Origin of the sequence: Flavilitoribacter nigricans DSM 23189 = NBRC 102662, assembly GCF_002646595.1 — a bacterium.
In the GTDB taxonomy this organism is placed as follows: Bacteria; Bacteroidota; Bacteroidia; order Chitinophagales; family Saprospiraceae; genus Flavilitoribacter; species Flavilitoribacter nigricans.
Window position 1 is genome coordinate 400,533 of the sequence record NZ_PDUD01000017.1, and the last position, 25,565, is coordinate 426,097.

The window sequence follows — 25,565 nt, forward strand, 5'->3', positions numbered from 1 at the left end:
CGATGAAGGTATTAGCAGTGGGAGATTCCGTTTTATGGGGCCAGGGTTTGCCGGAGGAACAGAAGTTTCACGTCCTGGCCGTTCGGCAGATCGCCGAAGCGCTGGAGCTGGAGCCGGAGCAATTGGAACTTATATTCCAGGCTCATTCCGGCGCCATCATCAAAAAACCGAGCGACGAGCACATTCCCGATGCCAATATCCCCTTCTGGCAGGAAGTCCCGTTTGATCTGCCCTCCATCATCGATCAGGTCCGGCTGGGTAGTTACAATACCGAAGACCCGGAAATGGATCTGGTCATCCTCAACGGCGGCATCAACGATGTAGACTTCCGGGTGATCATCAATCCGACCGGCAGTAATGAAGATCTCGAACAGCGCATCCGGCAACACTGCTACCACGATATGCTGGAACTACTGCAGGAAACCCGGAGACTCTACCCCCGGGCGGTGATCGTACTGACCGGTTACTATCCGATCCTCTCCGAACTGTCCAATCTGCAGATCCTCACGGTTTTTGTTTCGGTGCTGAGTTTAAAATTCGGTCTGTTGGGACCGCTGCTGAGTCCGCTGGTTGCCCGGCGATCGGTGCAGCGAACGCGTTATTTTTACCAGCGGCAGCTGAGCTGGTTGCGTCGTGCGGTCGGCCAGATGCACCGGTCCGGGGATCATCGCGGGCCCGGCATCCTGTTCGCTCATCCGGCCTTTGGTCCCCAGAACTGTGTCGGTGGCCCGCAATCCTTTCTGTTCGAACCCCGCAAGATCCAGGAAAAGACCTGGGAGCAGTTCCTGAGCAATCCGCTGGGCAACGTCCATCGTCTGATCGCCGGGGACCCGATGGCCGAACAACGCCGGGTAGCCTCGGCTTCCCTGCTGCGGGATGATCTGCTGCGACTCATTACCGCCCTCGTAGCTTCCATCGGCCATCCCAATGCGGAGGGCGCCCGGCGCTACGCCGAAGTGGTGCGGGAAAAGTATCTCCAGCACCGGCGCATTTCGTTCCGTAGCGCATTGTCTAAACTGGCCGGAGACGATAAAAAGATCAGTATAAAAAAACTGGCCCAAAAGTACGGACTGGCCAGCCCGACCCTGAGTCTGCACGATCTCTACCAATACTTTGAAATCGACAGTATCGACGTGACGCTCACCACCCGGAGCAGCGACCGGGCCGGTACCGACCACCACGTTTTTTTACGGATCAATCCGGAACGGGAATGGCGACTGAACGAAACGATCTTCGAAGGGGACCTATACAACGATTTTGAAGCAGGCCATACCACGACCTATACCATCGATCCCACGAACGGGCATCCGGAGAAAAGACTCTACCTCTGGGAACTCCGGGAGATCAGTCTCATTCTGAAAATATCCACCCCCGGCCTGCTTACGGAACCCATCGGCACCTGGGAACCCGAACGTGTACAGGTGGCGATCAACGGATACGAGATCCTGAACCGGGAAACTCATAAAACACTACACTATCTGGACAATACCTGGACGGCGGCCGATTTTGGCGAATAGCCCAACCGGGACGAGCTCTTTGTTAAAGCGATAATCCTTCAACATTCATTTATGCGACACCTGGTCTTTTGTTCGATCTGCTGCCTTACAGCCCTACTCATTTCCTCCTGTAACGGAACTGAACCGGCCCCAGCGGCACCCAGCTCCGCCATCCGTGCGGTCAACGAGCGGGAAATCCCAAGCGGGACCGCTACACTGGCGATCATTCATCCGCAGATCATAACCGGAGATGGCGAAACCGTCATTTCGGACGGCTGCGTACTGATCGAGAACGATCGGATCAGCGCAGTAGGCCCGTACGGCAGCATAGATCTGCCGGCCGATATCGAGACCATCGACGCTACGGGTATGACACTGGTGCCGGGCTTCGTAGATGCTCATTTCCACCTCAACCGGATGGACTCCCTGCCGACCCTGTTCCTGCAAAATGGGGTCACTTCCGTACGGGATCCCGGTGCCTGGATCGAAGACTTTGAGTCGGAACGAGCTTCCGGTCGACCGATGCCCCGGCTTTTTCTGACGGGACCGCACATCGACATGTTCCCGCCGGCCTACCCCACCAACTCATTCGTAGTGCGGGATGCCCTGGAAGCCCGGGCGGCCGTACAGCAATTTGCCGACCAGGGAGCCTCCGGCATCAAGATCTATTTCAAATCCTCGCTGGAGATCATCCGGGCGACCTGCGAATCGGCCCACGCAATCGGTATTCCGGTAACGGCCCACCTGGAGATCACGGACATCTACCAGGCCGTAGATCAGGGACTGGACGGCATCGAACACATTACATCGCTGGGCTACAACCTCGTTTCTCCCATCGAGGCGGAAAATTATAAACAAGCAATTCTACACGATACCAATGCCCGCCGCCTCGGCCGGTATCGCATGTGGGAACATATCGATCCGAATGGAGCGGAGGCTACCCGCCTGGGGCGCTTTCTGGCCGAAAAAGGCATTTTTGTCTGTCCTACGCTGGATGCGTTTGAATACCAGCCTACGCCTGAGCAAACCGACACCCTGCGGCTGACCGCTTTTGAACGTATGCTGCAATATACCAGGGTATTGCACGAACTGGGCGTAGCGGTTGTGGTGGGTTCGCACGGCTGGGTAAAGTATGCGGCAAAAGACGCTTCATTTCAACACGAAATGGAATTGCTGGAAAAAAGCGGAATTCCACCCCTGGCTATCCTCCACGCCGGTACCCTGCTCAATGCCCGCTTCCTGGGTATCGCCGACCGGCTGGGCAGTATAGAAGCGGGAAAAATGGCCGATCTGGTGCTGGTGAGCGGAGACCCCTTACAGGGAATAACTGCCCTGCGGCGCGTGGAACGCGTTATGCTGGCCGGAAAATGGGTAGATCGTAAATAAGCAAACAAGGTTTCCGCCATCGCTGTTATAGACAAAATCTTCCCAAAACCACCAACTATGAAAACGAGATCATTTCCGCATTTATCCCAACACGCGATTCTTCCGAAAGTAATTTTTTTGATGCTGATCCTCGCGGTTAGTGCCTGCGGGCAGGTCAAACAGGCAACTACCGACAGCGGAGCACTGCAGGTGCAAAACCTGACCGACGGCCTGGATCATCCCTGGGGCATGGCCTTCTTACCCGATGGCCGCCTGCTGGTCACCGAACGCTCCGGCGATCTTCGGATTCTGGACCAGAATAATAAACTATCCGGCCCGGTAGAAGGTGTACCGGAGGTAAAAGTAAACGGTCAGGGTGGTCTGCTGGATATCGTGCTGGATCCCAATTTTGCCGCCAACAAATATGTCTATCTCTCCTTTGCAGAACCGGGGCCGAACAGTAGCGCCTCTACAGCCGTCGGCCGCGGCGTCTGGGAAAATGACCGGATCACGGGATTCACTACCATCTTCAGCCAGCAACCGAAGCTCAACGGACCGAATCACTTTGGCGGACGGATCGTATTTTCCGATGGTAATTTATTTCTGACCACGGGGGAACGATTCCAGTTCGCACCGGCTCAGGACCTGGGCAATCATTTGGGGACCGTCGTCCGGATCAAACCCGACGGCTCCCCGGCGGATGGCAACCCCTTTATTGGCGAAGAGGGTGCCCAGCCGGAGATCTGGTCCTACGGCCACCGGAATATTGAAGCTGCCGCTATCGATCCCGCTACCGGTAATCTATGGATCGCCGAAATGGGACCCCGTGGAGGCGATGAGCTCAACCAGCCGGAAGCCGGAAAAAATTACGGCTGGCCGGAAGTGTCCTGGGGCGAGAATTACGACGGTACGGATATTCCCGATCCCCCCACTCAGCCCCAGTATGCCGATGCCGTAGTCCACTGGACCCCGGTGATCTCTCCTTCGGGTATGGCTTTTTATTCAGGCAATATGTTTCCCGCATGGAAAGGAAATATGCTGATCGGAGGCCTTTCGGCCAAAGGCGTAGTCGTAGTGGAAGTCAACGGTCAGCAGGCCGCCGAGAAGGATCGTGTAAGTCTGCAGGCCCGCATCCGCGACGTGGAACAGGCGCCGGACGGTTCCGTTTATGTGCTGACGGACGAAGGGAACGGCAAAGTGCTGCGACTTTGGAAATAAACTGAATCTGTAAAAAGAACCTGAAAAGGTGTGATCATTAAGGCTGATCACACCTTTTCATTTTTCATCTCCGACCAAACCCGTAGACAACCTAGTGCAATTCCATCAGCTGTATACCCATATCGTATTCCGTGTAGTGGCGATAAATGCCCTTCATCCACAGCAAATACACTGTATCCGGGGGCGCCTGATAGACAACATAGGGCCGAACATTATTGACTTCGGAATTCTCCGTAACGTCCGCATTCGTCCACAGACCTTCAGTCAGTGCTTCCCAGTGCTCGATCTCAAATTTACCCGCTACATCCCGGGAAAGGAATAGATGGTCCGGTCGATTGGGGTTCATGACCACCCCGCCGGAATAATGGGCTTCCCGCACCTGATCACCCTGCCGTAGATTAACCATCCAGCTGCCCGAATTCACCACTTTCTGGTCCTGCCAGTCGCCGTCGGCCCAGTAAGCGTAATGGTAGATATGATCCGCTTCCGACGGGAAACGGGCGTAGGTGACATGCGGCCGGCCGTCTTTCAGCACGATGTCCCAGATCCAGCCCCGGACCTGTGAAGGTACGGCATCGTAAACCTTGTTGACCGCTCTGATCGCAATGGGTGCCTCCGCCCAGCGGGCAATGGGCGCTCCGTCCGTCTGAAAAAAACCGCCATCCTGGTAATACATATGAAAAACGGAAACATCCGGTCCGATCTTCGGATGTCCATCCGTAAATAAAAAGTCGATTCGGGATTGATGGTCCGTAGCTACTTTCAGATAAGGGGGATTTTTTCGCCCTTCATTATCCAGCAGGATAACCTCTTCACTCCAGTTTTGCCCTTCGTCGTCCGAATATTTGATGTATTGCCACCAGTGTTCAAAAGAACGGGTCGGCCCCACTTTGCGGCCGATCAGGTAGATGCGTCCGTTCTCGCCGCTCAGTTGTACCGGATTGGTATAGGTGTAGCGGTAAGTCTCCGTTGACTGGCAGATCACCCGTTCCGGTTCCCAGGCGCTGATGTCTTCCGGACGGCTGCTCCGGCGCATAAAGACATCGCCATTGTGTTCGTTGTAAAAAGCCAGCAGATGACCATTCGGCAGGATCAGGATGGCCGGTACATTATGGTCGTCTACTTCGAGTGAATCGTGCAGGATAAAAGAACTTACCATTCCGGAAGCCAGATCTTTGGCGCCGATCACAACGTCTCCCCCACTGGTGATGGTGCCGAAATAGATCTGTTCCTTTTGCCCCTGATGATAGATCGCCCGGGGATCGGAAAACCAGCACCAGACACCGTCGTCGGTCAGGGTTTCGATGCGGTTCGCTTCCGTAGTGACCGGATCCGAATTCTCTTCCGTTGGAGCAATGCAGCTGAACGAAACGACCATAAATAAAATAGCGATAATTGAACGGATGTGGATGGCCATGATTATGTAATTAGGCTTTTTTCGATTTTAAATTGAACTTAGACAGGCTCCTTGCGCTTCAAAAATGTAGTCAATTTCTGATTTTTTTAGTCGCTAACGCTATAACTGACAACTCCGGTACGGGCCGTATGGCCGACTACTGTTTACCGGCAGCTTTAGTTATCCAGTGATGCCCAACTCATCCGCCAAGTCCGGGTTATTTCGGCGGATCTCTCGTTCCAGTTCGTTGATCCGTAATTTCAGCAACCGGTTCATTTCCTGCACGGAAGGCTCTTCCACCCTTCCCGGTATCGGTGGCGTTTTGTAGGCGATCCCCTCTTCTGCTATATTGCGAAAGAGTAGATCATCAATGGATATTTCAAAGAGTTGGGCCATTTTGATCAGCGTATCTATAGTCGGTTGATTGATCGCTTTTTCGTAGCTGCTAACAGAACCTTTACTGGCATCGATCAACCGGCCAAACTCCGTTTGGGTCCAGGATCTGGTGCGCCTTAGATACTTAATGTTTTTGTTCAAATGCATTAAATCGTAAGAATAAGTCCATTTTTGACATAAAAAGTCATTTTATTATTGACTTTTTAAATTTATGCCATATATTTGTATAGCCAATAATACACTGCTAAATTTAATAAAACTTTTCCCGAGTGGACTTACTTTGGAAAAGGCTTTTGTATTGCCTTTATGGAACGCGCCGAAAAGATACCTATCCCCTATAATCTGCTGTTATTACTTTCGGCAAGTGTCCTTATTTTTGCCTATATTCGATGGGAAGATGTAGTTATTCAAAATCCGGATGGATCTTACTCGATTGATGATGCTACTTCGGACAAAATAGCGGATCGGGTAGATCGAATTGAGCATAAAACCGTTTTTTATCAACTTGTAGCGGCATCGAATGGCTATTTTATATGTCCGCTTTGTCCACCGGAAGCTTCGAGCAACAACCAATACTTCCTCAATTATAAAGAGGTATATAAATATGGGATCACGATGGCTGAAAACCACCGCTATAGTCAAGCGGAGTTAGCCAGATGGAATTTGAGATATGAGCAAATAGCCATTGGAAACTATACAGAAATGTTGATACTTGAAACGACATTCATGGCTGAATATCCTTTATATCCTGACAATTTAAGAAGGCCAATAAAGCGTAGGTTAATCACCCCGCCGGGAAGCGGCACCAGATTAAGATGATTATGAGAACAAATGTTCGTACTGACATAGAAACCAGTCCATCCTTCGATATCCGCTTCATCGAGGAAATGCTCAGAGGGCAATATGATCATATCTACTTCATCTTCACCACGCTGGAAAATGAACCCGACGATGCCTGGGAGGATCAGGGAGACAGTTTCCTGGTCATTAATATCCCTAAGGAAAAAGTAATCAACGGTTCTATTGATTATAAAGCGGAAATGCTACGGCACCTGCCACGCTTGTTCTGGTTGGAAACGGAAGAACTTGCTTCCTATATTAATGATCGATGGCGTTTGACGGAGGTTTTGGATGAGTAGTTAAATGAACTTGTGAGCTAACTGATTGGCAGGTAGGCATCATTTCGGGTTTGGGAGCTTAGATTGTCATATTGTTGGATGGCTTGGCTATAGCTATAGTTTTGCAGTGATCAACTAGGTAGCCATTTTGACAATAGAAGCTCCGAAACCCGCTTGCTTATTGGACGGTTACTCCTGGTAATTTTATGTGCGGGCAATCGTTAAATAAGCACACTTACCCAGAATTACGACTCAAGGCCTTACAACTGTCCCTATCCTTACTGCAAAACCGCCTCGGCCCGTTTCCCGGCCTGCTTTACTTTCCGCTTCCGCTTTTTCTTCAGTTTATTGATCCAGATGATCGTTCCGGTAATGGGTAAGCTCGTAGCGATAAGACAGGAAATAAAGTAGATGATCTTGGAAAAAGTGCCGTATACATTGCCAACATGCAGGGCTTTGATCGAGCGGGCTACCCGCTGGTTGAACGGCTTTTCGGCAAAGATCTCCTTACCGGTGACCGCACCGCTCACGGGATCGAGGCTGAGTTGATCCCCGGCAGCAGGCGCAAAGAAACCCGTTTTATATTTACTGATGGAAACCGTGGATTGTTTTTCATTGGGCAGAGATACGCGGTAATCTCCGGTATAGGCCAGTTCTCCGTCCGCAACGGCCAGGAGTTCTTCCAGACTGAGCAACTCGCCAGCCGGGGCTTCCGGTGCATTTTCCCGGGCTTCACCGGGGCCGCCATCCCGGTTATTCTCCACGCCCAATACGGCATAAAGGCCATCCCGGTACCAGTCGAACGACCAGAAGAGGCCGGTCAGCGCCATGATCAGCAGAAAGAAAGAGGCGTAAAAACCCAGCGCATTGTGCAGATCGTGATTGATCCTTTTCCAGTTGGCGTTCCATTTGATCTTCAGCCCCTGCTTCCAGGATTTGATCCGCTGCGGAAACCAGATGACCATACCCGTTATGACTAGAAAGGCAAAGATCACGGTAGCCCAGCCCACAATGGGTCGGCCAACTTCCGTGTCCAGCAACAACCAGCGATGCAGGCGAAATACGGTCATAAAGAAACCGGAAGCTACACTTTCTCCGTCACCGGTGACGGCACCCGAATAAGGGTTGACGTAATAATTAGCGCCCCGGCGCTCCCCTTCCTTTTTGATGTTGAGGGTATAGGCCCGCTCGGGATCGGCCGGAATGGTAATGGAACCGACTTTGCCGACATTGAGCTCACTTTCGACCTGACTGATCAGTTCCGCCGCCGGCAGGGGCTCGGCATTTGCCGGTGCTTCGACGAAATATTTCTCCGGTTCCAGCCACTCTTCAATTTCCGTACGGAAGGTGTAGATGGTACCGGTAAGGCAAACCACGAACAGGATCAGGCCCGCTCCTATACCCAGCCACAGATGAATGTCATTGAAAAATTTTCGGATCCGCTTCCAGGAAAAAATTGAAGATGTCATTTGGCGCAACTTTAATGTGATTGTTAATTGGTTCGTGTTGTTCGGTATGGATCAAGGTCCGGTACAGAAGGCTGCGGCCAACAATCTTTTCCGCCCCACATTTCAGCACCTTCACCAGGCTTATTCAGACTCAGTCTAAATAGGACACAAAGCTAAGTTTTCCAGGCCTTTATCACAATCATCATTTCTGGTGATCAGGCTATACCTAATCGTCGGTGAAAAATGGCGAATGGATCTGAGATCACCCGGAACGATAGCTACCTTCCGGCAATAAAAAACCACCTAAAGCCCGCAGGGAGACCGGTACAGCAACCGCTACAGTCGCCGGCCTCCCCAGCAAGTCTTAGGTGGCAATAGGTATATTAGTAATCTTACGGCCGGACTTCTCTACCCTTCGAATAATTGGCCCGGCCGGGAGATCAATTATTTAGACTGGGCCGCCATCCATTCCATGATCGTCACCGGACGACCGTCCAGCAGTACGGGTTTACCGTCAAAATCCAGCCGGGCTTGGTTGGCGTGGGAATAGATCCAGGACCAGTGTCCGTTGTAGTGATAATCCTTTCCACCGAAAAATCCGGTGATATCCACTACGTGATCGTAGTAGGAAAAATGCACATTCGGGGCTCCCGCCTCAACGAGCCGGTGGTATACCGGTACCGCCGTATCATCCGGAATGGTCACGGGATCGTCTTTGGACTGGATGAACCAGATCGGCACATTTTTAATGCTTTCGATCTGTTCGTCGGAAACGAACTCGGAATGGTAAGCCAGGGCACTCGGAAAGGCCGCCGCAAAATAATCCGGATGTTCCAGTACCAGTTTCAGGGTCAGGTAGCCGCCGTTAGAGCAGCCACCCACATAAATGCGATCCGTATCGATGTCCGGATGATCCGCCACGTATTTCCGGATCAATGCCATCACCGCTTCGTTGTAAATATCGTTGTCTTTACCGCGCGTCATGCCTTCTCCGTTATCCATCCAGTAGGTGGGGCTCTGGGGTGACAGGACATAGGCGCCGCCGAAGATCGCCTGGATCTCATCGGATGCATAATTGGCGGCCCGGTTGGCGATCAGGGGAATGGACGGGTCGGTACCGCCTTCTCCCCCACCGTGCAACCAGATGATGAGCGGTGACTTTTCGCCCTCACTATCGGGAGCAAAAGCCGCGTAGGAAAGGGTCGTCCCCTTATGTTTGAATTTCCCGTTCAGGTCGAAACGATCGATCAGCGGTACGATGCGGTCGGATTCCTGGTCCCACACCCGGTCACTGGATTGCTGGGTGATCTTCATGTGGTAATCGATCCAGTTGTTTCCGCGGCAATTCTCATTCCGGGAATACTGGATCGGTGAACCGAGCGGCTGGTTGGGGGCTACCGCCAGCACGAGCGTGACGAATTTGCCCTCGGGAAAGCGGGCACCTTCCGCATTCGACACGTAGGCATAGACTACCTGCCGCTCCCCCGATGCCTGATCGGCCGGGATCTCCACGCAGTCGGTTTTCCGTTCTACGGATACGGTATAATCTTTCCAATCGACGGAAGTGACCGTTTCCTCCAGCGAAAGGATGACTTTGCTGACGGCCGGTCCCCAGTCGTAGCCTTCCACCACGGCGGTGTATTTACCACCGGCGATGGCGGTTGCGGGATTTGTCGTTTCAGCGTAAAGTAGTTGGCTGCCGGTACATACCAGCAGCATAAGGATGATGGATTGGATCAGTTTTTTCATAAATGGGTTCCTATTTTGTTAAAGGTTGAAGTTTGGGTGACCGCCTGGACCGGATCCCTAATTATTGTAAGCAGAAATTTGAAGGATCCGGTTGCTGGAATGCGATAATTCTGCATCCTAAAATAGGGTTCTTTAGATCAACCTACCAAATGACAACTTTTCCCCGGCACCGGGCGGTGCCGTAGTTGGGCTCAGGAAAGCAACAGCAGAAAGACCAGCGGAAAGAGTACGCCGGCTACCGCCAGTTTCCAACCCCGGCTCCGGAAACTCATTTTTCCTTTGCTGATAAACATACCCGTAATGGCAATGGTCAGCATGGCCAGTCCGAAAATATCCGAATAATAGATCCACCAGTTGTTGGTCGTTACGTGCAATTCGGTCATTTGCCCTAGTAATGGTGTCTGCCGGTATTCGCCGATCTTCCCTTTACCGGAAGTCAGGTCCACCTCTACTTCGTGGTCCGCGTAGGTCACCCGCAGGACGTCACCGTCAACGGCGTACCGCCGAATCTGGTCATCAATCTGGAACTCTTCGGTAAAATCCTTCAGGTAGGCATCATCAACCTGTTCGGCGGTTACGGGACTGGGCAGGGAAATTTCCTGCGACGCATACTGGTAACGCATCGGGTGCCAGGTTCGGCGATGGTTCAGAAAGATCCCGGACAGAGAAAAGGAAATGATCAGTCCCAGATAAAAATAGGCGAAATCCCGGTGGATATTTCTTGCCGTCAGTTTCATGGATCAAGCATTGAAAGAGCAACATGAGTCATCCTGAATTTTTTCAGGACTCAAAAATGACCTCGTAGAGGTTAAACATTCGTAGAAAAATAGTCATAATGCTGAGGTCGGAAAACGCTTATCCAGGCCAAATTCTACGAATATTCGACCTCTCTGAGGTCATACACCGCTTTTTATAAAATTCGCGGTGATTCATGTTGCGTTGATTAAATATGCAGGTTTAAAATGAAATTCAGATTAGGAATCGCTGCGATTCACTTCCAGGTTGATGGTTACTTTCACCTCTCCACCGATCGTGGCGGTAGCAGCGTAGTTACCGGTACCGACACCGTATTCGTTCCGGTCGATGGTAAATTCGGTTGCAAAACCACCGATGTAGGAACCGGCCCGGCGGGGATGTTCCATTTGCCCCAGAAACTGGATCGGAATCTCTACTTCCTTGGTCACATCGCGGATGGTCATTTCCCCTTTAGCGAGGTACTGATCTCCGGATTTGGTGATATTGCTCGACTTGAAGGTCATTTCCGGCCATTCTTCCGCATTGAAGAAATCGGCCGATTGCAGGTGGTTGTCCCGGCGTTCGTTCTTGGTATTTACGCTGGCCACTTTAATGGAAAAGTCAATACTGCTTCCCTCCAGATCTTCCGGATCGAAAGTAACGGTACCGTCAAACTCATCGAACGTACCGATCACGGAAGCAAAGAAATGCCGAACGGAGAAGGCCACGGAACTGTGCCCCTTGTCCACCTGCCAGGTGGGAGCCACCGCCGTATATTCCACAACGGTAAAAGCACTCAGGAAACCCGCTGCTGCCAGCAGGACTACAAACATGGTGATCTTTTTCATAATAATTGAAAAGTTTTAGTGGATGCAAGTTTTCTCTAATCGGTAATCAGGTACAGCCTTCTTTAGGCTGACTACCTGCTACTGTTAGTCATTTTGAAATTATTGTAGAAACAGCTTGTGCAATTAATGATGTCTCCGGGCACCGGAGAATTCCATCGCCTCTCCTTTGCCAAAGCCGTAGCTAAAGCCAAGGGTAATAAACCGGCCACGCTGGCGACGACTGTAGAGATAAAAATTAGCCTGGTCCGTAATGGTTTCCCCGATCCGGGAAGCGAATACGTCGCGTACGCTCATATTCAATACGCCTTTGCCGTTCAGGATCTTTTTGCGCAGGCCCAGGTCGGCAAATACCTGATCCGACTGTCGGCTTTGGATCCTCTGTTCGGCCGACTGGTACTGGCCCGTTACCTCAAAGTCAAAACCGGCGGGTAATTTAAGCTTGGTGGTTAACTTGCCGGACCACTGATCGGCGTCGAAATCAAAAGAAGTCGCTTCCAGTTCTCCCTTCCGATTGAAGTAATTGTAGTTAACATCTCCCGTGAAAGACAACCAGTTGTTGGGCGTATACTTACCATTCAGCTCCAATCCCGTAGCCCCGTTGGTACCAATGTTGAGCGGCATGGTCGTATTCACGTTATTTTCAAAAGTAGAGATCCGCTCTACCACATCGGTCGTATAGCGATGGTACACGGTGAAGTTCAGAGAGGTTTTTCCAAGGATGAAAATACTGGCCAGCTCGTAGGAATCCGTGAATTCGGGTTGCAGATCCGGATTACCGGTGCGGATGCTAAAATTATTCCGAATGTTGAAGAAGGGGTTTAGATCCCACAGCCGCGGCCGGAAGATCCGGCGGGAATAGCCGGCCTGTACGGAAATGGCATCCGACAGTTTATAAGAAGTATGCGCACTGGGAAACAAATTGGTGAAATTTTGATCATTGGTTTCATTCGTGTTGATCAGGAAGGTTTTCAGGTCCGTATTTTCGACCCGCAAACCTAATTTCAGTCCCCACTTATCGCCTTCGTAGGCACCGGTACCGTAAACGGCGAATACCTTTTGATCGTATTCAAAGATATTGGTCTGCCGCTCATCATTGATCCATTCTCCATCGATCAGGTTGTTTACGGCAAAATCATTGCTTACGTCATTGATCACATATTGCGCTCCGGTTTCCACGGTGAATTCCTTGGAAAAAGGTTTGGTGTAATCCAGTTTGAAGGTATTTTCGGCCTCCTGAAAATCTGATCTGGTTCGCTGGGTACCGTCCGAATCACTACCGGAAACGGTGGAATCGAAAAATTCGGAAGATTGATCTTTGCCGAAAAAGTTACCCAGCGCACTGAACAGTAAGGTGTGGTCTTCACTGTCCTCAAAATCTCTTTTGTACTGGAGTTCGTATTGCCATTTGGGATTGGTAGCCTGAGTGTTCTCAGTGCGAACCCATTCCGAGAGCGTGGTCCCCGCAGCATCTACATAACTGAAATTGGTCTGGGAGGGCTGGTCTTCCACCTCGTAGGCGAAGTTACCCGAAAGGGTCAGCACGTTGCGATCATTGATGTGGTAATCGGTTCCCAGAATGAAATTGTAAAAAGTCTCATTCCGGAATTCTTCACCGGTACTGAAAATGGTAGTGTTGTTAACCAGGTCCCGGTTGATATTTTCCGAGTCATTGGGCAACTCCCGGTATCCGGCCCCCAACTGGGTGAACAGGTTAAACTTCTCCGTACGCCGGTTCAGACTCAGTCCGAAACTGTGGTTGTGGGGCGCACCCGTATTCAGGGAAACGGAACCGTTTAGTCCTTTACGTTCCTCTTTTTTGATCACGATATTGATGATGCCCGAAGTACCTTCGGCGTCGTATTTGGCCGAGGGATTGGTGATCACCTCGATCTGCTGGATCATATCCGCGGTGATCGTTCCCAGGGCATTTCCGCCTTCGGCCGCCAGGACCGACGGTTTGCCGTTGATCAGGATCTGTACCCCCTGGCTGCCGCGCAGACTGATATCGCCTTCGATGTTTACGTTTACGGATGGTACATTGTTCAGTACTTCGAGGGCACTGGCACCGGTGCTGCTCAGGTCTTTTCCGACGTTGAACACCCTTTTATCCAGTTTGAACTCCGTCTGGGATTTTTCGGCCCGAACGGTCACTTCGTCCAGCATCTGGCTGTCGTTGGACAGGGACAGTTCGCCCAGGTCCACCGCACCGTCTACAACTGAAAAATCCTCGATCTTCCGGGATGCGAATCCGATAAAGCTGATCTCTACGTAAAAATCCTCTGTTTGTACCTCGACACTAAAGGAGCCGTCGGCGCCGGTAGTTGCCCCGGTGATGGGCTGCTGGGTCGCTTTATTCCCAACCATTACCGTAGCAAATTCGATGGGTTGCCGGCTGGAGCCGTCCAAAACCGTACCGGTGATCCGGATATTCTGATCCTGGGCGATCAGGTTTCCCGGGCCAAGCACCAAACAAGCGAACCAAAAACAAAGGATAATTTTAAAATTCATGATGGTTTTTCTGATTTATTTTGAAAATGATCGGACCATACAAAGAAGCGGCGCTTTCTCCAAAAAGAAAAATGGAATCTTTGAACGACGTTATTTTCAAGGTAAACGACATTTTCCCTTTGAGTGCGCACCGAATGCCGTTGAAAGGATAGAATCGGTCGTTGGTGGGATCGGGTTAGTATAATTGGGGTCGAAACCTTAGTTTTGAATATTCATGAGAAGAACTGCCGCCACATTGATGTCTTCCAGGGAATTGATCTTCCAGTTGGTCCTGCACTTTCTGGTCTTCATATTCTTTTCGTTTGACCGGTACCACCCGCAGATCGCGGCCTACCAGGTCACCTATTTTCTGACCTACGCCGTGGCTGCCGCCTTCATCAACTACTGGATGCTTCCCCTCTTTTTCTACCGAAAGAAATACCTGCAGTTCTTCCTGTCCTTCTTTCTGACGCTGGGAGCGGTTATCGTGCTGGAAGAATTGCTGTGGGAACCGATCTACTTTCCCGGTCAGCGGGCCAGCACCTTTCCGGGGGTGTTTTTCTCGCTGGTCCAGATCCTGCCCGTGATCTCCATCCTGGTGGGCTTCAAATTTGCCTGGGATGCTCTCGGAAAACAGCGGGAGGTGGACGAACTGCGGAATACCGTGCAGGAGAGTGAGCTCCAGTTCCTGAAGTCCCAGATCAATCCGCACTTTTTGTTCAACAACCTGAATAATCTGTACGCCTACGCGATTGAGAATTCTCCGAAAACGCCGGCCATCATTCTGGAACTGAGTTCGGTACTGCGCTACATGCTGTACGAATGCCGGGAAAAGTTCGTCCCCTTATCCAAGGAGATCGCCCAACTGGAGAATTTCACCCAACTCAATGAATTACAGATCGAAGAACGGGGAGAAGTCCGGTTCCGGACCCGGGGCAATACTTCCGGTTTCCAGATTGCCCCTCTGATCATGATCGTTTTTATAGAAAATGCATTTAAACACAGCCAGGCTAGCCAATCTGAAGATATTTTTATCGATATTGAAGTCGGTGTTTCCGAGCAGGGCCGGCTCGATTTTTACTGTAAGAACAATTACCATCCGACCAGTAATACGGCCAGTCTGTCGCAGGGGATCGGCCTGGAAAACGTCAAAAAGCGGTTGGATCTGATCTACCCGGACGCCCACCGGCTCGATATCACGGAAACTGAAGATCTGTACACGGTGCATTTATCCATAGCCTTGAACCAGAACCAGCAGGTATGAACTGTATCATCATCGAAGACCAGCCGCCCGCTCAGCGTATCCTGAAAAAATACATCACGGATATCGGTACGCTGGAACTGCAAGCGACCTTTTCGAATGCCATTGAGGCGATGGAATTTCTCAAGCATCAAGCCGTCGATCTTATCTTCCTCGACATTCACCTGCCGAAAATCTCCGGGATCGACTTTTTGAAAACCATGCCGAACCCGCCGCACGTCATTCTGACCACGGCCTTTCCGGATTATGCGCTGGAGAGCTACGAATTCAATGTGGTGGATTATCTGCTGAAACCGTTTTCCTTTCAGCGTTTCGTTAAGGCGGTGACCAAAGTTCCCGAAAAAAATCCGGCGCCCGCCGTCCCAACGTCCCCCGAACCGTCGGTACGCCAGGAGATCTTCATCAAATCCGGTTACGAACACATCAAGGTGACCATCAGCGATATAATCTACCTGAAGTCGGACACGGATTACACGGAGATCTTCCTGCCCAATAAGCGGGTGCTTTCCGCCGAGCCCCTCCGCTACTGGGAGGAAAACCTCTCGGCCGATCAGTTTATGCGCGTTCACAAATCCTATATCGTCAATACCGGGAAGATCGAAAAGGTAGCCGGCAATCAGATCTATCTGCAGGAAGAGGAGATCGTGGTCCCCATCGGCAGAGCCTACAAAGAGCAGTTTCTGAAGCGTGTGGTCAAATAACAACTGGGCTTTACGCTAATTCACTACTGAATAGTAAGCCTATTTCCATTAACTTTCCATTTCTAAAAGTCCAAAACCGAAAAAATGAAAAAACTGAAACTTAAACAGGAAGTATTCGATCTGTACGACAAATACGCCCACAACAAGATCGACCGCCGGGAATTTGTCGAAAAGATCAAGCTCTATGCCGTCGGCGGCCTCACGGTTCCGGCCATTCTGGACTACCTGCTGCCAAACTACGAAGACAAGCAACAGATCCGGATCGACGACGACCGTCTCAAAACCGAAACCATTGAATACGAATCGCCGAAAGGTGGCGGCACCATCAAAGGCCAGCTCTCCCGGCCGATGAACAATCAGGCAAAACTGCCCGGGATCATCGTCGTTCACGAAAACCGCGGACTGAATCCACACATCGCCGATGTCGCCCGCCGGGGTGCGCTGGCCGGTTTCATTACCCTGGCGCCGGATGCTCTGACCCCACTGGGCGGTTATCCCGGTAATGACGACGACGGACGGGCCCTGCAGCGGGAACGGGATCGCGACGAAATGCTGGAAGATTTCATCGCCGCATTCGAGCACCTGAAAAACCACGATGAGTGCACGGGAAAGATCGGGGTGGTAGGATTCTGCTTCGGTGGCTGGATCTCCAACATGATGGCGGTGAAAGTACCGGACTTGTCCGCCGCTGTCCCCTTCTACGGTGGCCAGCCCGCCGCCGAGGAAGTACCTAATATCAAAGCGCCCCTGCTGTTGCACTTTGCCGGAAACGACGAACGGGTCAACGCCGGCTGGCCGGATTATGCCGCGGCCCTGCAGCAAAACAATAAGGAATACAGTGCCCACCTGTATCCCAACGTCAACCACGGTTTCCACAACGATACGACGCCGCGCTACGACTGGGATGCGGCCAACCTCGCCTGGGAGCGGACGATCCGTTTCTTTAGCGACAAACTGAAGTAACTACCGGCTCCTCATTACGGGCTTTAAAGTAATAGGAACATGAGTTCATCCTGAATTTCTTCAGGATTTAAAATGACCTCGTAGAGGTTAAACATTCGTAGAAAAATAGTCGAAATGCTGGTTTCGACCTCAGGGAGGTCGCACAACATGGAGCAATGTGATATATATGCGATCTCGTGAGATCGAAAAACGCTTATCCAGGCTAAATGCTACGAATATTCAACCTCTCTGAGGTCATACACCGCTTTTTATAAAGTTCGGAGTGATTCCTCCCATAGGGACGAGCTATAGGTAGTCCGTCCAATAATTCGGGGGGTTCAGCGTGCCATAGGTACGCAATATGGTTTTACATGGCGTACCCACGGCACGCTAAGCCGGGAAATGGTCATTTTGCTACCTCCATTTTGTGCCTAAACGCACATTGATTCCAAGTTTAACCCCGGATTCGCATGATTCATGTTTCGCATTAAGACTCCGGCTATCGAGCTAACTGAGTCCGATCATCTAAAATCATAGCTAATAACCGCGGCAAAGCTTCGCGGATCCGTCTGATTGATAAAACGGGTCCGGTACGCATTGTAACCGATCTGATCGAAGATGTTGTTGAACAGCAAACGGAAACCGTAATTGGAGACCCGATACCCCAGATAGGCATTGACTACCGTATAGGATTCAATGTTAAAAGGTTCCTGATCGGGTACGATACCCTCGTGGGTGACGGTCGTGGCCCAGTCATTAACGGGACGTTCGCCGATGTAATAAGCCCCGGCCCCCAGGTTGAGACCGCTGAATTTACCTTTACCGACCGTATAATTCAACCAGGCATTCGCCGTGTGTTTCGGCGTATTGAGGGGAGCCGAATCCCGGTAGAAGGACGTATGTTCCTTGTAGCGGGCATCGATGTAGGCGTAGCCCCCAACGATCTCCAGTTCCGGTAAGATGCGACCGATCAGTTCCACTTCGATGCCTTTGCGTTCGTCATTGCCGCCCTTTTGGTAGTAGCCGGTCGGGTTCCAGTTGGCATCGTATACCGGCAGCGGCATATTGGTGTTGTTGATCTTGTAAAGCGTTAGATTGAATCGCAGGCGATTGTCGTACCAGTCGGATTTGATGCCGGCTTCCAGCTGGTCGATCCGCTGGTTACCCAGTTCGACGCCGTTGATGTCCACATTGCCGGCTCCCCGGAGACTGGTACTCGAAGTATAGGAACCGAAAACGTTCAGGCCTTCTTTTACCCGCACCATCAGCCCCAGTTGGGGATTCCAGGCGTTGCCGCGCGATATTTCCGTTTCGGTGGCCGATCCGGTGCTCTCCTGGGAATTGTAGCGAATACCCAGAAAAACGGATGCCCAATTGGTCAGTTCCACCACATCCTGCAACATGAGCCCGTAGGACCTACTCCGGGAACGCACCGGATCGCCCGCCAGCAATTCGATGGCAGCCGCTTCGGATTGTCCGCCGCTGATCACATTGCCGTATTCGTCCCGTACCGGAGCCACGTAGACCTGTCCCGTTTCCGGGAGATCGTTCGGCACGGGCTGGAACACATCAATGATGTCTACGTAGTGCAGGCCGGCCTGCGAACTGCTGCTCGTTTCCAGGAAATTCGTCCGGTAATCCACCCCTACCTGCAGGGTGTGCTTTACAGCACCGGTCTTTACTTCCTGAGCGATCAGGTCCAGTTGCAATACGGAATTCTTGTCTATCCGGCTGGAGGCACCGATCGTGCGGTAGCGCTGATTGAACTCCGAGAGATTGGGCAACCCACGCCCACCGGAGGACAGGCTGGTGGTGATGGAGGAAATATCCAGCCCGGAATAGATATAAGCGGCCCGCAGTTGAAGCTGATCGTTCAACTCCCGCTGGATGCGGGCGGTATAAGTACCGTTCCGGGTAACGGCCCGGTTCGAGGAAAAACCCAGGAAACGGTCGTAGGGCAGGTCGTAGATGGCATTGGTATCGTTGGCCGCCAGGTTGACGGTACCGGGATCCGGCGTGCGGCTGTCATCGAGAAAATCCATTTCCAGGGTTACGGTAGTTCGGGGATCCGGTTTCCAGGCCAGCGAAGGGTTGATGTAGAATTTTTCCAGTGAAACGCCGGTGCGGTAACTATTGGCGTGTTCGTACGCACCGTTCAGCCGGAAGGCGAGCGTTTGCGATTGGTTGAGGAGTCCCTGAACGTCAAAGGTAGGACGGATCTGCCCCCAGCTCCCTACTCGCAGACTGACCGAAGCTGTGTTGTAAAAGCGCGGCACTTTCGTCACCAGATTGATCACACCGCCCGGGCTCCCCAGATCCGTGGCAATACCCTGAGTGATCGCGCTGGCTCCCTTCAGTACCTGAATGCTTTCCACGCCCTGCATATCGGAAAGGATACCGATACCCCGGAAATCGGAATTCACGCGGACGCCGTTCTTCAACAGCGGAATACCCCGGTAGCCGCGAGCCGACATACTCTCCCGCTGGTTGCCGTAGGTGGCAAAAGTGTAAATGCCGGGTACATTGCGGGCCGCTTCGGAAATGGTCAGATTTCCCTGGAGTTCAATGAGGCGATCCGAGATCACGGAAATACTCTGGATCTGGTCGCTGGGCTCCAGCGGCAGGCGGGTGATGGTTTGCAGTTTTTCGACCTGCTTGTTGGGTTTACCGAAAACCTCCACTTCCGTAAGGTCCAGACTGGAAGGTTCGAGCTCGATGTTTAGTTCGGTCCGCTGTCCTACATGTAAAGTGACCTTTTCTATCCGGGTATGATACCCTACCGTTGAAATATGAACGTTATAGGTGCCCGGCGGAATGGGTCCGATGGAAAAAATGCCGGAAGCGTCGGTGAAGGTACCGAGATCGGTTTCGGCCAATACCACATTGGCGCCCGCCAGCTTCTGGCCGGCTTTTCCGGTCACATGGCCGTAGAGGATGGCCGCCGATTCCTGCATCCAGCCGGTCTGTAAAAAGAGGAAACAAAAAAATAAGAGTGTACAAATTCTTTTCATGATCATTTGCAGATTGATTGATATAGAATAATGGATAAAGTGTATTTTAAATCACTTATTTAGACTAAATAAAAATAAGCTCTGCAAATGTAGATACTGAGGAAATGCTTCACAATACCAAAAGTTGATGAATAAATGGGAGGTCACGCCCCGGATCGATACCTAGTTTTTAGCTTGAAGAAGCCCTAATTTTTAGCAAATAGCTTCCCTAACCGACATTTACTACCCCTCTCCTACTTTTTTACCACCCCCGAAACTGACAATTCGGGGCAGGAAATCCGTTTTTAGCAGTATTAATCCACTTATAAATCTTTACCATGAAAAAAATTGGAATGCTCGTCTGTTTTATTTTTAGCGGTCTGATCCTGCAAGCCCAACAGGATGGAGACCTGTCCGTAGATTTTGATTTTGAAAATACCACCGAGGTAAAAGAGATCCTGGTACCTATTGGGACCGACGTCAGTAAGATCATGTTCCAGTTCTCCGGAAAGATCAAAGGCGGAAGCCTGAAAGTCCGGATCCTGGACCCCAATGGTAAAAAAGAAGGTGCCTTCCAGTTGGAGGCCGTCAGCCGGGATGAAGCGAAAGAAAAATCAGAACAGCAGGAAGGCGAAGACAAATCGTATACCTATTCCATCATCGGCAAATCCAGATCACAGGCCAGAGGAAGCATGCGCAAACAGGTATCCAAACCCATGCCCGGCCAGTGGAAAGTCGAGATCGATGCCTACAGTGTCGACGGTAAGCTGGATGCCAATATTCAGCAGATCACGGAATAGGCCTCTATCCGTTTTTCAGCAGATCCTAACTGTAGCGGAACGCCAGGTACCCAGTGGACAAAACGCCGGGAAGCCGGGCCACTCCGCCGTTCCGGATGCCCATTTAATCACCCGATCAAAACTCCATATTTTGAAATTACTGCCCATATTCATTGGTCTGCTGTTGCCGATCCATCTGGCCGGCCAGTATGCCATCCGCGGCACGGTCCGGCTGGATAGTACCTGGGAAAGAACGGTTTATCTCAGTTTGATCCCCGACCTGGAAGATATGTTCCGTTGTTCCGAGCACCTGATCATGGCCAAATCCGACATCCGGGACGATGGGCAATTCGTGCTTCGGGGCAATATATTTCCCGAACGGCCGCACCTCGTCCGCATCCACGTCAATAAAAAGGGAGATCCGCCGGCTACACTGGTGATCGGCGGCAAAGACGAAAATCACTGTTTCCTGGCGCTCGATAAAGATAGTCGGCTGCAACTGAAACCGGCCACGGAGGGCCTGTTCGATCATTTTTCCGTCACGCAGGATCCGCGCAACCAGGCGCTCTACACCATCGATTCCCTCCGGACTTATTTTGCAGCCATCGACACTGCATTTTCCTCGATAGCGTATAAAAATATGGTGCAGAAAGAACAGGCGGCTACCCTGCTGGCCTTTGCGGATAGCTGTCGTTTTTTATTACCGGCCCTCTACGCGGTGCAGCATGCGGACTGGGGCATCAACCGTCAGGAGCTACAGAGTGCCCGGGCCCGGATCGCCGAACGTTTTTCGTACCATCCTTACCTGCAGGGGATAATACCCCTGCCGGTGGCAAACAATACACGGCCTGCCCTCTGGGGCGGGATGCTGGTGTTGTTGGTTTTGATCGGTGGTGTGCTCACCTTGATCCTGCAGCGGCCGCCGGCCGCCTTTAAAGATCTTTCTCCCCAGGAACGGAAGATCCTGTACCATCTCCATACCGGTAAAACCAACAAGGAGATCGCCGGGGAATTGCACATCGAACCAAGCACGGTTAAAAGCCATGTCTACAGCATCTACCAGAAACTGAATATCTCCTCGCGCAAGGAGGTGGTGAAATTCAAACGCTGGATCGATGGGGAATGATGGTTGCGGATGACCCGATCCATTGCGGTGCGCTGCACCTAATTCCTTTCAATTTTACAGGAATCTGATGGTGAAACAGGTGCAAAGCATTGTGCTATCTCCAGCCCAACGGGGATCAATCAAGGTGCAGCGCACCGTCCTATTTCCAACCGTACGGATGAAGATCAATCTAGCTACAGCGTAGCGTCCTAATTGTATCCCGGATAGGTCGAGCCATTGCGGTGCGCTGCACCTGGAATATATTACACATTCTGGGTTGGAGATAATGCGGTGCGCTGCACCTAATTCCTTTCAATTTTACAGGAATCTGATGGTGAAACAGGTGCAGCGCACCGCGCTATCTCCAGCCCGACAGGGATCAATCAAGGTGCAGCACACCGTGCCATTTCCGGTCCAATCGCAACAGATCTACCCCAGCACCTGTTCAGCCCCCAGAAAAGGTTGTTGGTAATGCCGTTTCCCCGTTGCGCGGTATAAGGCATTGGCCAGCGCGCCGATCACCGGCGGGAAAAGCGGTTCGCCCAGTCCGGTGGGATCGATATCATTTTCCACGAAATGGACGTCGATCTCCTTGGGCGCCTCGGCCATCCGGATCATACGATAGCTGTCGAAATTGTTTTTCTCTGCGACGCCATCCTTGAAGGTCTGAGCGCCGTACATCGCACATCCGATGCCGTCCACGATCGCCCCCTCGCCCATATTGACCGCAGCGTCCGGGTTAACGACGATCCCGCAGTCTACCGCACTGCAGACCTTTTGGATAGTCGGTTTCCCATTTTCCACCGTGATATCGAGCGCCTGCGCGGCGTAGGAATTGTGACAGAAATAAGCCGCCACCCCGCGGTGTACATCTGGTTGTTCCGGAGCTGCCGCTAACTTATCCCGGAGCAGTTCCAGCACACCGGCGTAACGATCCGCCTCGTAATCATTGCGCTCGCCTACCGGATCCGTTTGGGCGCGTTCCAGCAGTTCCAGCCGGAATTCGATCGGGTCCTTTCCGGCAGCTTCCGCTACCTCATCCAGAAACGACTGTTCGGCCCCGGCGATGAAATTGGAACGTGGGGCCCGAAAAGAGCCAACCGTTATATTGGAGTCGATCGACCAGTCCTCAGCGAGATAATGATCCACCGCACCGGCCGGGAAGCGATCCGGATACAACGGGCTTTCCGGGATACCGCCGGCCCTCACGTGAAAAGCGATCAGCTTATTATCCGCATCCAGGGCCGCCCGGTAGGTGGCCTGGTAAGTGGGCCGGTAGATACCGGAGGTCATATCATCCTCGCGGGTATAGATCAGTTTAACCGGCGCTTCCACCTTTTGGGAGATCAGCGCGGCCTCTACCAGCCAGTGGGCGTAAGACCGGCGTCCGTAGCCGCCGCCCAGGCGGGTCATCTGAATATCGATGTTTTCCAGTGGCATACCGATGCGCTCCGATAAGGTCTTTTCGGTATATTCCGGTTTCTGGAGCGGACCGGCCAGTTCGGCCTTATCGGCCGTGACGTGGGCGAAAAAGTTCATTGGCTCCATACAGTTATGCGCCAGGAAGGGGGCGGAGTAGGTCCGCTCGATCACCTTAGCCGCATTTTTGAAAGCCGCTTCTGGGTCGCCGTCTTTGCGGCGGACATTTACCGTACCGCTGGCCATTTCCGCCATTTTCGCGTGATGATCGTCGGTATTTTCCAGACCGGCAGGGATGGGGATCACTTCCTGGCTATCTCCGCGGCTGCGCGTATAACTGGAATCCGCGATCGGTTCCCATTCCACCTTGAGTGCTTTTTTGGCCTGCATGACTTCCCAGGTAGAATCCCCGACGATGGCGACCAGATCCATAAAGGTACAGGTGTCGAAATATTGCCGGGCGTAATCCTCCTTGAAGGTCTTGATGGGAAAAATGTCCCGGATCCCCGGCATGGTGCGGGCCTCTGAGTCATCGATGGCACTCAGCTTCATCCCGAAGGCCGGCGGATGGGTGATCATAGCGATCAACATACCTTCCCGCTGGTAATCGATCCCGAAGAGCGGCTGCCCGGTGACGATCTTTTTGCCATCCACATTCTTGCGGGAGGTCCCGATAATCCGAAAATCCTTCCGCTCCTTCAGTTCCACTTCTTCTGGTACCGGGATAGCGGCCGCGGCGGCCGCCATTTCTCCGTAACCGGCACTTTTCCCACTGGCCCGGTGGTGCAGTACACCAGCTTCAGTGCTTACTTCTCCAACCGGCACATTCCAGGCCTCAGCCGCGGCGGCCCGCAACATATATCTGGCGGATGCTCCGGCTGTCCGCAGGCTTTCCCAGCCGCGTCGAATAGCCTGGCTGCCCCCGATAAATTGCCGGGTAAAAGCATCCGTATTGAGGGGCGCCTGCTCGACGATAACGTTTTTCCAGTCTACATCCAGCTCTTCTGCCACGATCATGGGCATGGACGTCTTTATATTCTGCCCGCCTTCCGGATTTGGCGACATAATGGTAACCAGACCGTTCTCTCCGATCTTCAGATAGGCATTGATCTCGGACCATTCCTCCGGCATGGATAATTCCGCCGATTCGCTTTCGGGTCGGCAGGCGGCAAAAAAGTTAAAGCCCAGCAGCATTCCGCCCCCGGCCAAAGCGGTAGATCTGAGGAAGGAACGCCGGTTATGCGTGGTTTTAATAAAAGTCATTTTTATGGATTTAGGATAAAAGGGATGGAAAAAGGGAGTGGTTCATGGTCGGCAATACACCGTCTCCAAACCAAACCAATGCGAAACGGCATTCGGATCCTGGCGAAGCAGCCAAAAGGGTCTTGTAATAAAGTAAGGACCGGCAGCAATCGTCCGCTGTACGGATCAACCGTTTGCTGCGGTTTTAATGGCGGCTTTGATCCGCAGGTAGGTACCACAACGGCAAATGTTGCCGTTCATGGCCGCGTCGATCTCCGCATCACTGGGATCTGCATTGTTCTTCAGCAGAGCGGCGGCGCTCATGATCTGTCCGGCCTGACAATATCCGCACTGCGGTACATCGTGCTCCACCCAGGCCTTTTGCACCGGATGATCTCCATTTTCGGATAAACCCTCAATCGTGGTAATCGCCTGTTCCCCTACCGCCGATACCGGCAACTGGCAGGAACGCATAGCCGCACCGTCCAGGTGAATGGTACAGGCTCCGCACTGGGCGATTCCGCAACCGTATTTGGTGCCGACCAGATTGAGGTGGTCCCGCAGCACCCAGAGCATGGGCGTGGTGGGATCTACATCTACCTGTAATTTTTTTCCGTTGATGTTCAGATTGAAATTTGCCATAATTTGGAATGTTCCCGGTTAGAAGTGATGCAAACTATTGCCGGCGGTGCATGATCAACTGCGAATCCCAAAACGAGGAAATCAGCTTAAATCATTTTGCCCTGGCAATCCGTTGAATTTGTGTTGCCATAAATTACTAAATAATTTTTTTCTAAAAATTATATTTATCAAATGAAAGCTTACAAAATTCAAACCAACCGGTAAATAGACGGGTAGTCTTCCATTCCC

At 51.9% G+C, this 25,565-nt stretch carries 20 protein-coding genes; 10 read left to right on the plus strand and 10 right to left on the minus strand.

Features of this window, described 5'->3' with window-relative positions; all coding sequences use genetic code 11:
* The first annotated feature begins 2 nt into the window (after positions 1-2).
* From CRP01_RS10755 to CRP01_RS10765, 3 genes are read left to right on the plus strand one after another with little or no spacing between them, the layout of a single operon-like run.
* A complete protein-coding gene (locus tag CRP01_RS10755; protein WP_099150025.1) occupies positions 3-1,517 on the plus strand; it encodes a hypothetical protein in 1,515 nt (504 codons plus the stop codon).
* Positions 1,518-1,568: 51 nt separating this feature from the next.
* Positions 1,569-2,882 (plus strand): amidohydrolase family protein, encoded by a 1,314-nt coding sequence (locus CRP01_RS10760; protein WP_099150026.1) that lies wholly within the window; start codon positions 1,569-1,571, stop codon positions 2,880-2,882.
* Positions 2,883-2,939: 57 nt separating this feature from the next.
* Positions 2,940-4,079, plus strand: coding sequence for a PQQ-dependent sugar dehydrogenase (locus tag CRP01_RS10765; protein ID WP_222845695.1), 1,140 nt, complete (start codon positions 2,940-2,942; stop codon positions 4,077-4,079).
* Between the two features lie 91 nt (positions 4,080-4,170).
* Here CRP01_RS10765 and CRP01_RS10770 read toward each other — a convergent pair whose 3' ends face one another.
* The gene (locus tag CRP01_RS10770; protein ID WP_099150028.1) at positions 4,171-5,496 is read right to left on the minus strand and encodes a BNR-4 repeat-containing protein; all 1,326 of its coding nucleotides are present in this window, start codon (positions 5,494-5,496) and stop codon (positions 4,171-4,173) included.
* Positions 5,497-5,655: 159 nt separating this feature from the next.
* Entirely contained in the window at positions 5,656-6,012 is a 357-nt protein-coding gene (locus CRP01_RS10775; protein WP_170110318.1) for a helix-turn-helix transcriptional regulator, read from the minus strand.
* Positions 6,013-6,177: 165 nt separating this feature from the next.
* Between CRP01_RS10775 and CRP01_RS10780 the strand changes: the two genes are divergently transcribed.
* Both CRP01_RS10780 and CRP01_RS10785 read left to right on the plus strand, forming a co-directional pair.
* Positions 6,178-6,690, plus strand: coding sequence for a hypothetical protein (locus CRP01_RS10780; protein WP_099150030.1), 513 nt, complete (start codon positions 6,178-6,180; stop codon positions 6,688-6,690).
* 2 nt (positions 6,691-6,692) lie between these two features.
* The gene (locus CRP01_RS10785; RefSeq protein ID WP_143473349.1) at positions 6,693-7,010 is read left to right on the plus strand and encodes a hypothetical protein; all 318 of its coding nucleotides are present in this window, start codon (positions 6,693-6,695) and stop codon (positions 7,008-7,010) included.
* Between the two features lie 257 nt (positions 7,011-7,267).
* Here the strand turns inward: CRP01_RS10785 and CRP01_RS10790 are convergent, their stop codons facing one another.
* The 5 genes from CRP01_RS10790 to CRP01_RS10810 form a co-directional block, all read right to left on the minus strand.
* Positions 7,268-8,458: a PepSY-associated TM helix domain-containing protein gene (locus CRP01_RS10790; protein WP_099150032.1), complete on the minus strand. Its 1,191-nt coding sequence runs from the start codon at positions 8,456-8,458 to the stop codon at positions 7,268-7,270.
* Between the two features lie 423 nt (positions 8,459-8,881).
* A complete protein-coding gene (locus CRP01_RS10795; RefSeq protein ID WP_099150033.1) occupies positions 8,882-10,186 on the minus strand; it encodes a prolyl oligopeptidase family serine peptidase in 1,305 nt (434 codons plus the stop codon).
* Positions 10,187-10,377: 191 nt separating this feature from the next.
* On the minus strand, positions 10,378-10,923 hold the full coding sequence (locus CRP01_RS10800; protein ID WP_099150034.1) for a PepSY-associated TM helix domain-containing protein: 546 nt from the start codon (positions 10,921-10,923) through the stop codon (positions 10,378-10,380).
* 237 nt (positions 10,924-11,160) lie between these two features.
* Positions 11,161-11,769: a YceI family protein gene (locus CRP01_RS10805; RefSeq protein WP_222845696.1), complete on the minus strand. Its 609-nt coding sequence runs from the start codon at positions 11,767-11,769 to the stop codon at positions 11,161-11,163.
* Positions 11,770-11,892: 123 nt separating this feature from the next.
* On the minus strand, positions 11,893-14,277 hold the full coding sequence (locus CRP01_RS10810; RefSeq protein WP_099150035.1) for a TonB-dependent receptor domain-containing protein: 2,385 nt from the start codon (positions 14,275-14,277) through the stop codon (positions 11,893-11,895).
* 214 nt (positions 14,278-14,491) lie between these two features.
* Between CRP01_RS10810 and CRP01_RS10820 the strand changes: the two genes are divergently transcribed.
* The 3 genes from CRP01_RS10820 to CRP01_RS10830 all read left to right on the plus strand — a co-directional run bounded on the left by CRP01_RS10820 (position 14,492) and on the right by CRP01_RS10830 (position 17,181).
* Complete coding sequence (locus CRP01_RS10820) at positions 14,492-15,520, plus strand: sensor histidine kinase (protein WP_222845697.1); 1,029 nt, start codon at positions 14,492-14,494, stop codon at positions 15,518-15,520.
* Positions 15,517-16,218, plus strand: coding sequence for a LytR/AlgR family response regulator transcription factor (locus CRP01_RS10825; RefSeq protein WP_099150038.1), 702 nt, complete (start codon positions 15,517-15,519; stop codon positions 16,216-16,218). Before CRP01_RS10820 ends, CRP01_RS10825 begins: the two co-directional genes overlap by 4 nt.
* Before the next feature lie 84 nt (positions 16,219-16,302).
* Complete coding sequence (locus CRP01_RS10830; RefSeq protein ID WP_099150039.1) at positions 16,303-17,181, plus strand: dienelactone hydrolase family protein; 879 nt, start codon at positions 16,303-16,305, stop codon at positions 17,179-17,181.
* A gap of 500 nt (positions 17,182-17,681) precedes the next feature.
* On the opposite strand, the gene CRP01_RS10835 is transcribed toward CRP01_RS10830, so the two are convergent.
* A complete protein-coding gene (locus CRP01_RS10835) occupies positions 17,682-20,171 on the minus strand; it encodes a TonB-dependent receptor (RefSeq protein ID WP_099150117.1) in 2,490 nt (829 codons plus the stop codon).
* Between the two features lie 317 nt (positions 20,172-20,488).
* Between CRP01_RS10835 and CRP01_RS42255 the strand changes: the two genes are divergently transcribed.
* On the plus strand, positions 20,489-20,950 hold the full coding sequence (locus CRP01_RS42255; protein ID WP_170110319.1) for a hypothetical protein: 462 nt from the start codon (positions 20,489-20,491) through the stop codon (positions 20,948-20,950).
* Positions 20,951-21,080: 130 nt separating this feature from the next.
* A complete protein-coding gene (locus tag CRP01_RS10840) occupies positions 21,081-22,055 on the plus strand; it encodes a helix-turn-helix transcriptional regulator (RefSeq protein WP_170110320.1) in 975 nt (324 codons plus the stop codon).
* A 408-nt stretch (positions 22,056-22,463) separates the two neighbouring features.
* Here the strand turns inward: CRP01_RS10840 and CRP01_RS10845 are convergent, their stop codons facing one another.
* Together CRP01_RS10845 and CRP01_RS10850 are read right to left on the minus strand one after the other, a co-directional pair.
* Complete coding sequence (locus CRP01_RS10845; protein WP_099150041.1) at positions 22,464-24,716, minus strand: xanthine dehydrogenase family protein molybdopterin-binding subunit; 2,253 nt, start codon at positions 24,714-24,716, stop codon at positions 22,464-22,466.
* Between the two features lie 165 nt (positions 24,717-24,881).
* A complete protein-coding gene (locus tag CRP01_RS10850; RefSeq protein ID WP_099150042.1) occupies positions 24,882-25,337 on the minus strand; it encodes a (2Fe-2S)-binding protein in 456 nt (151 codons plus the stop codon).
* Positions 25,338-25,565 lie beyond the last annotated feature (228 nt).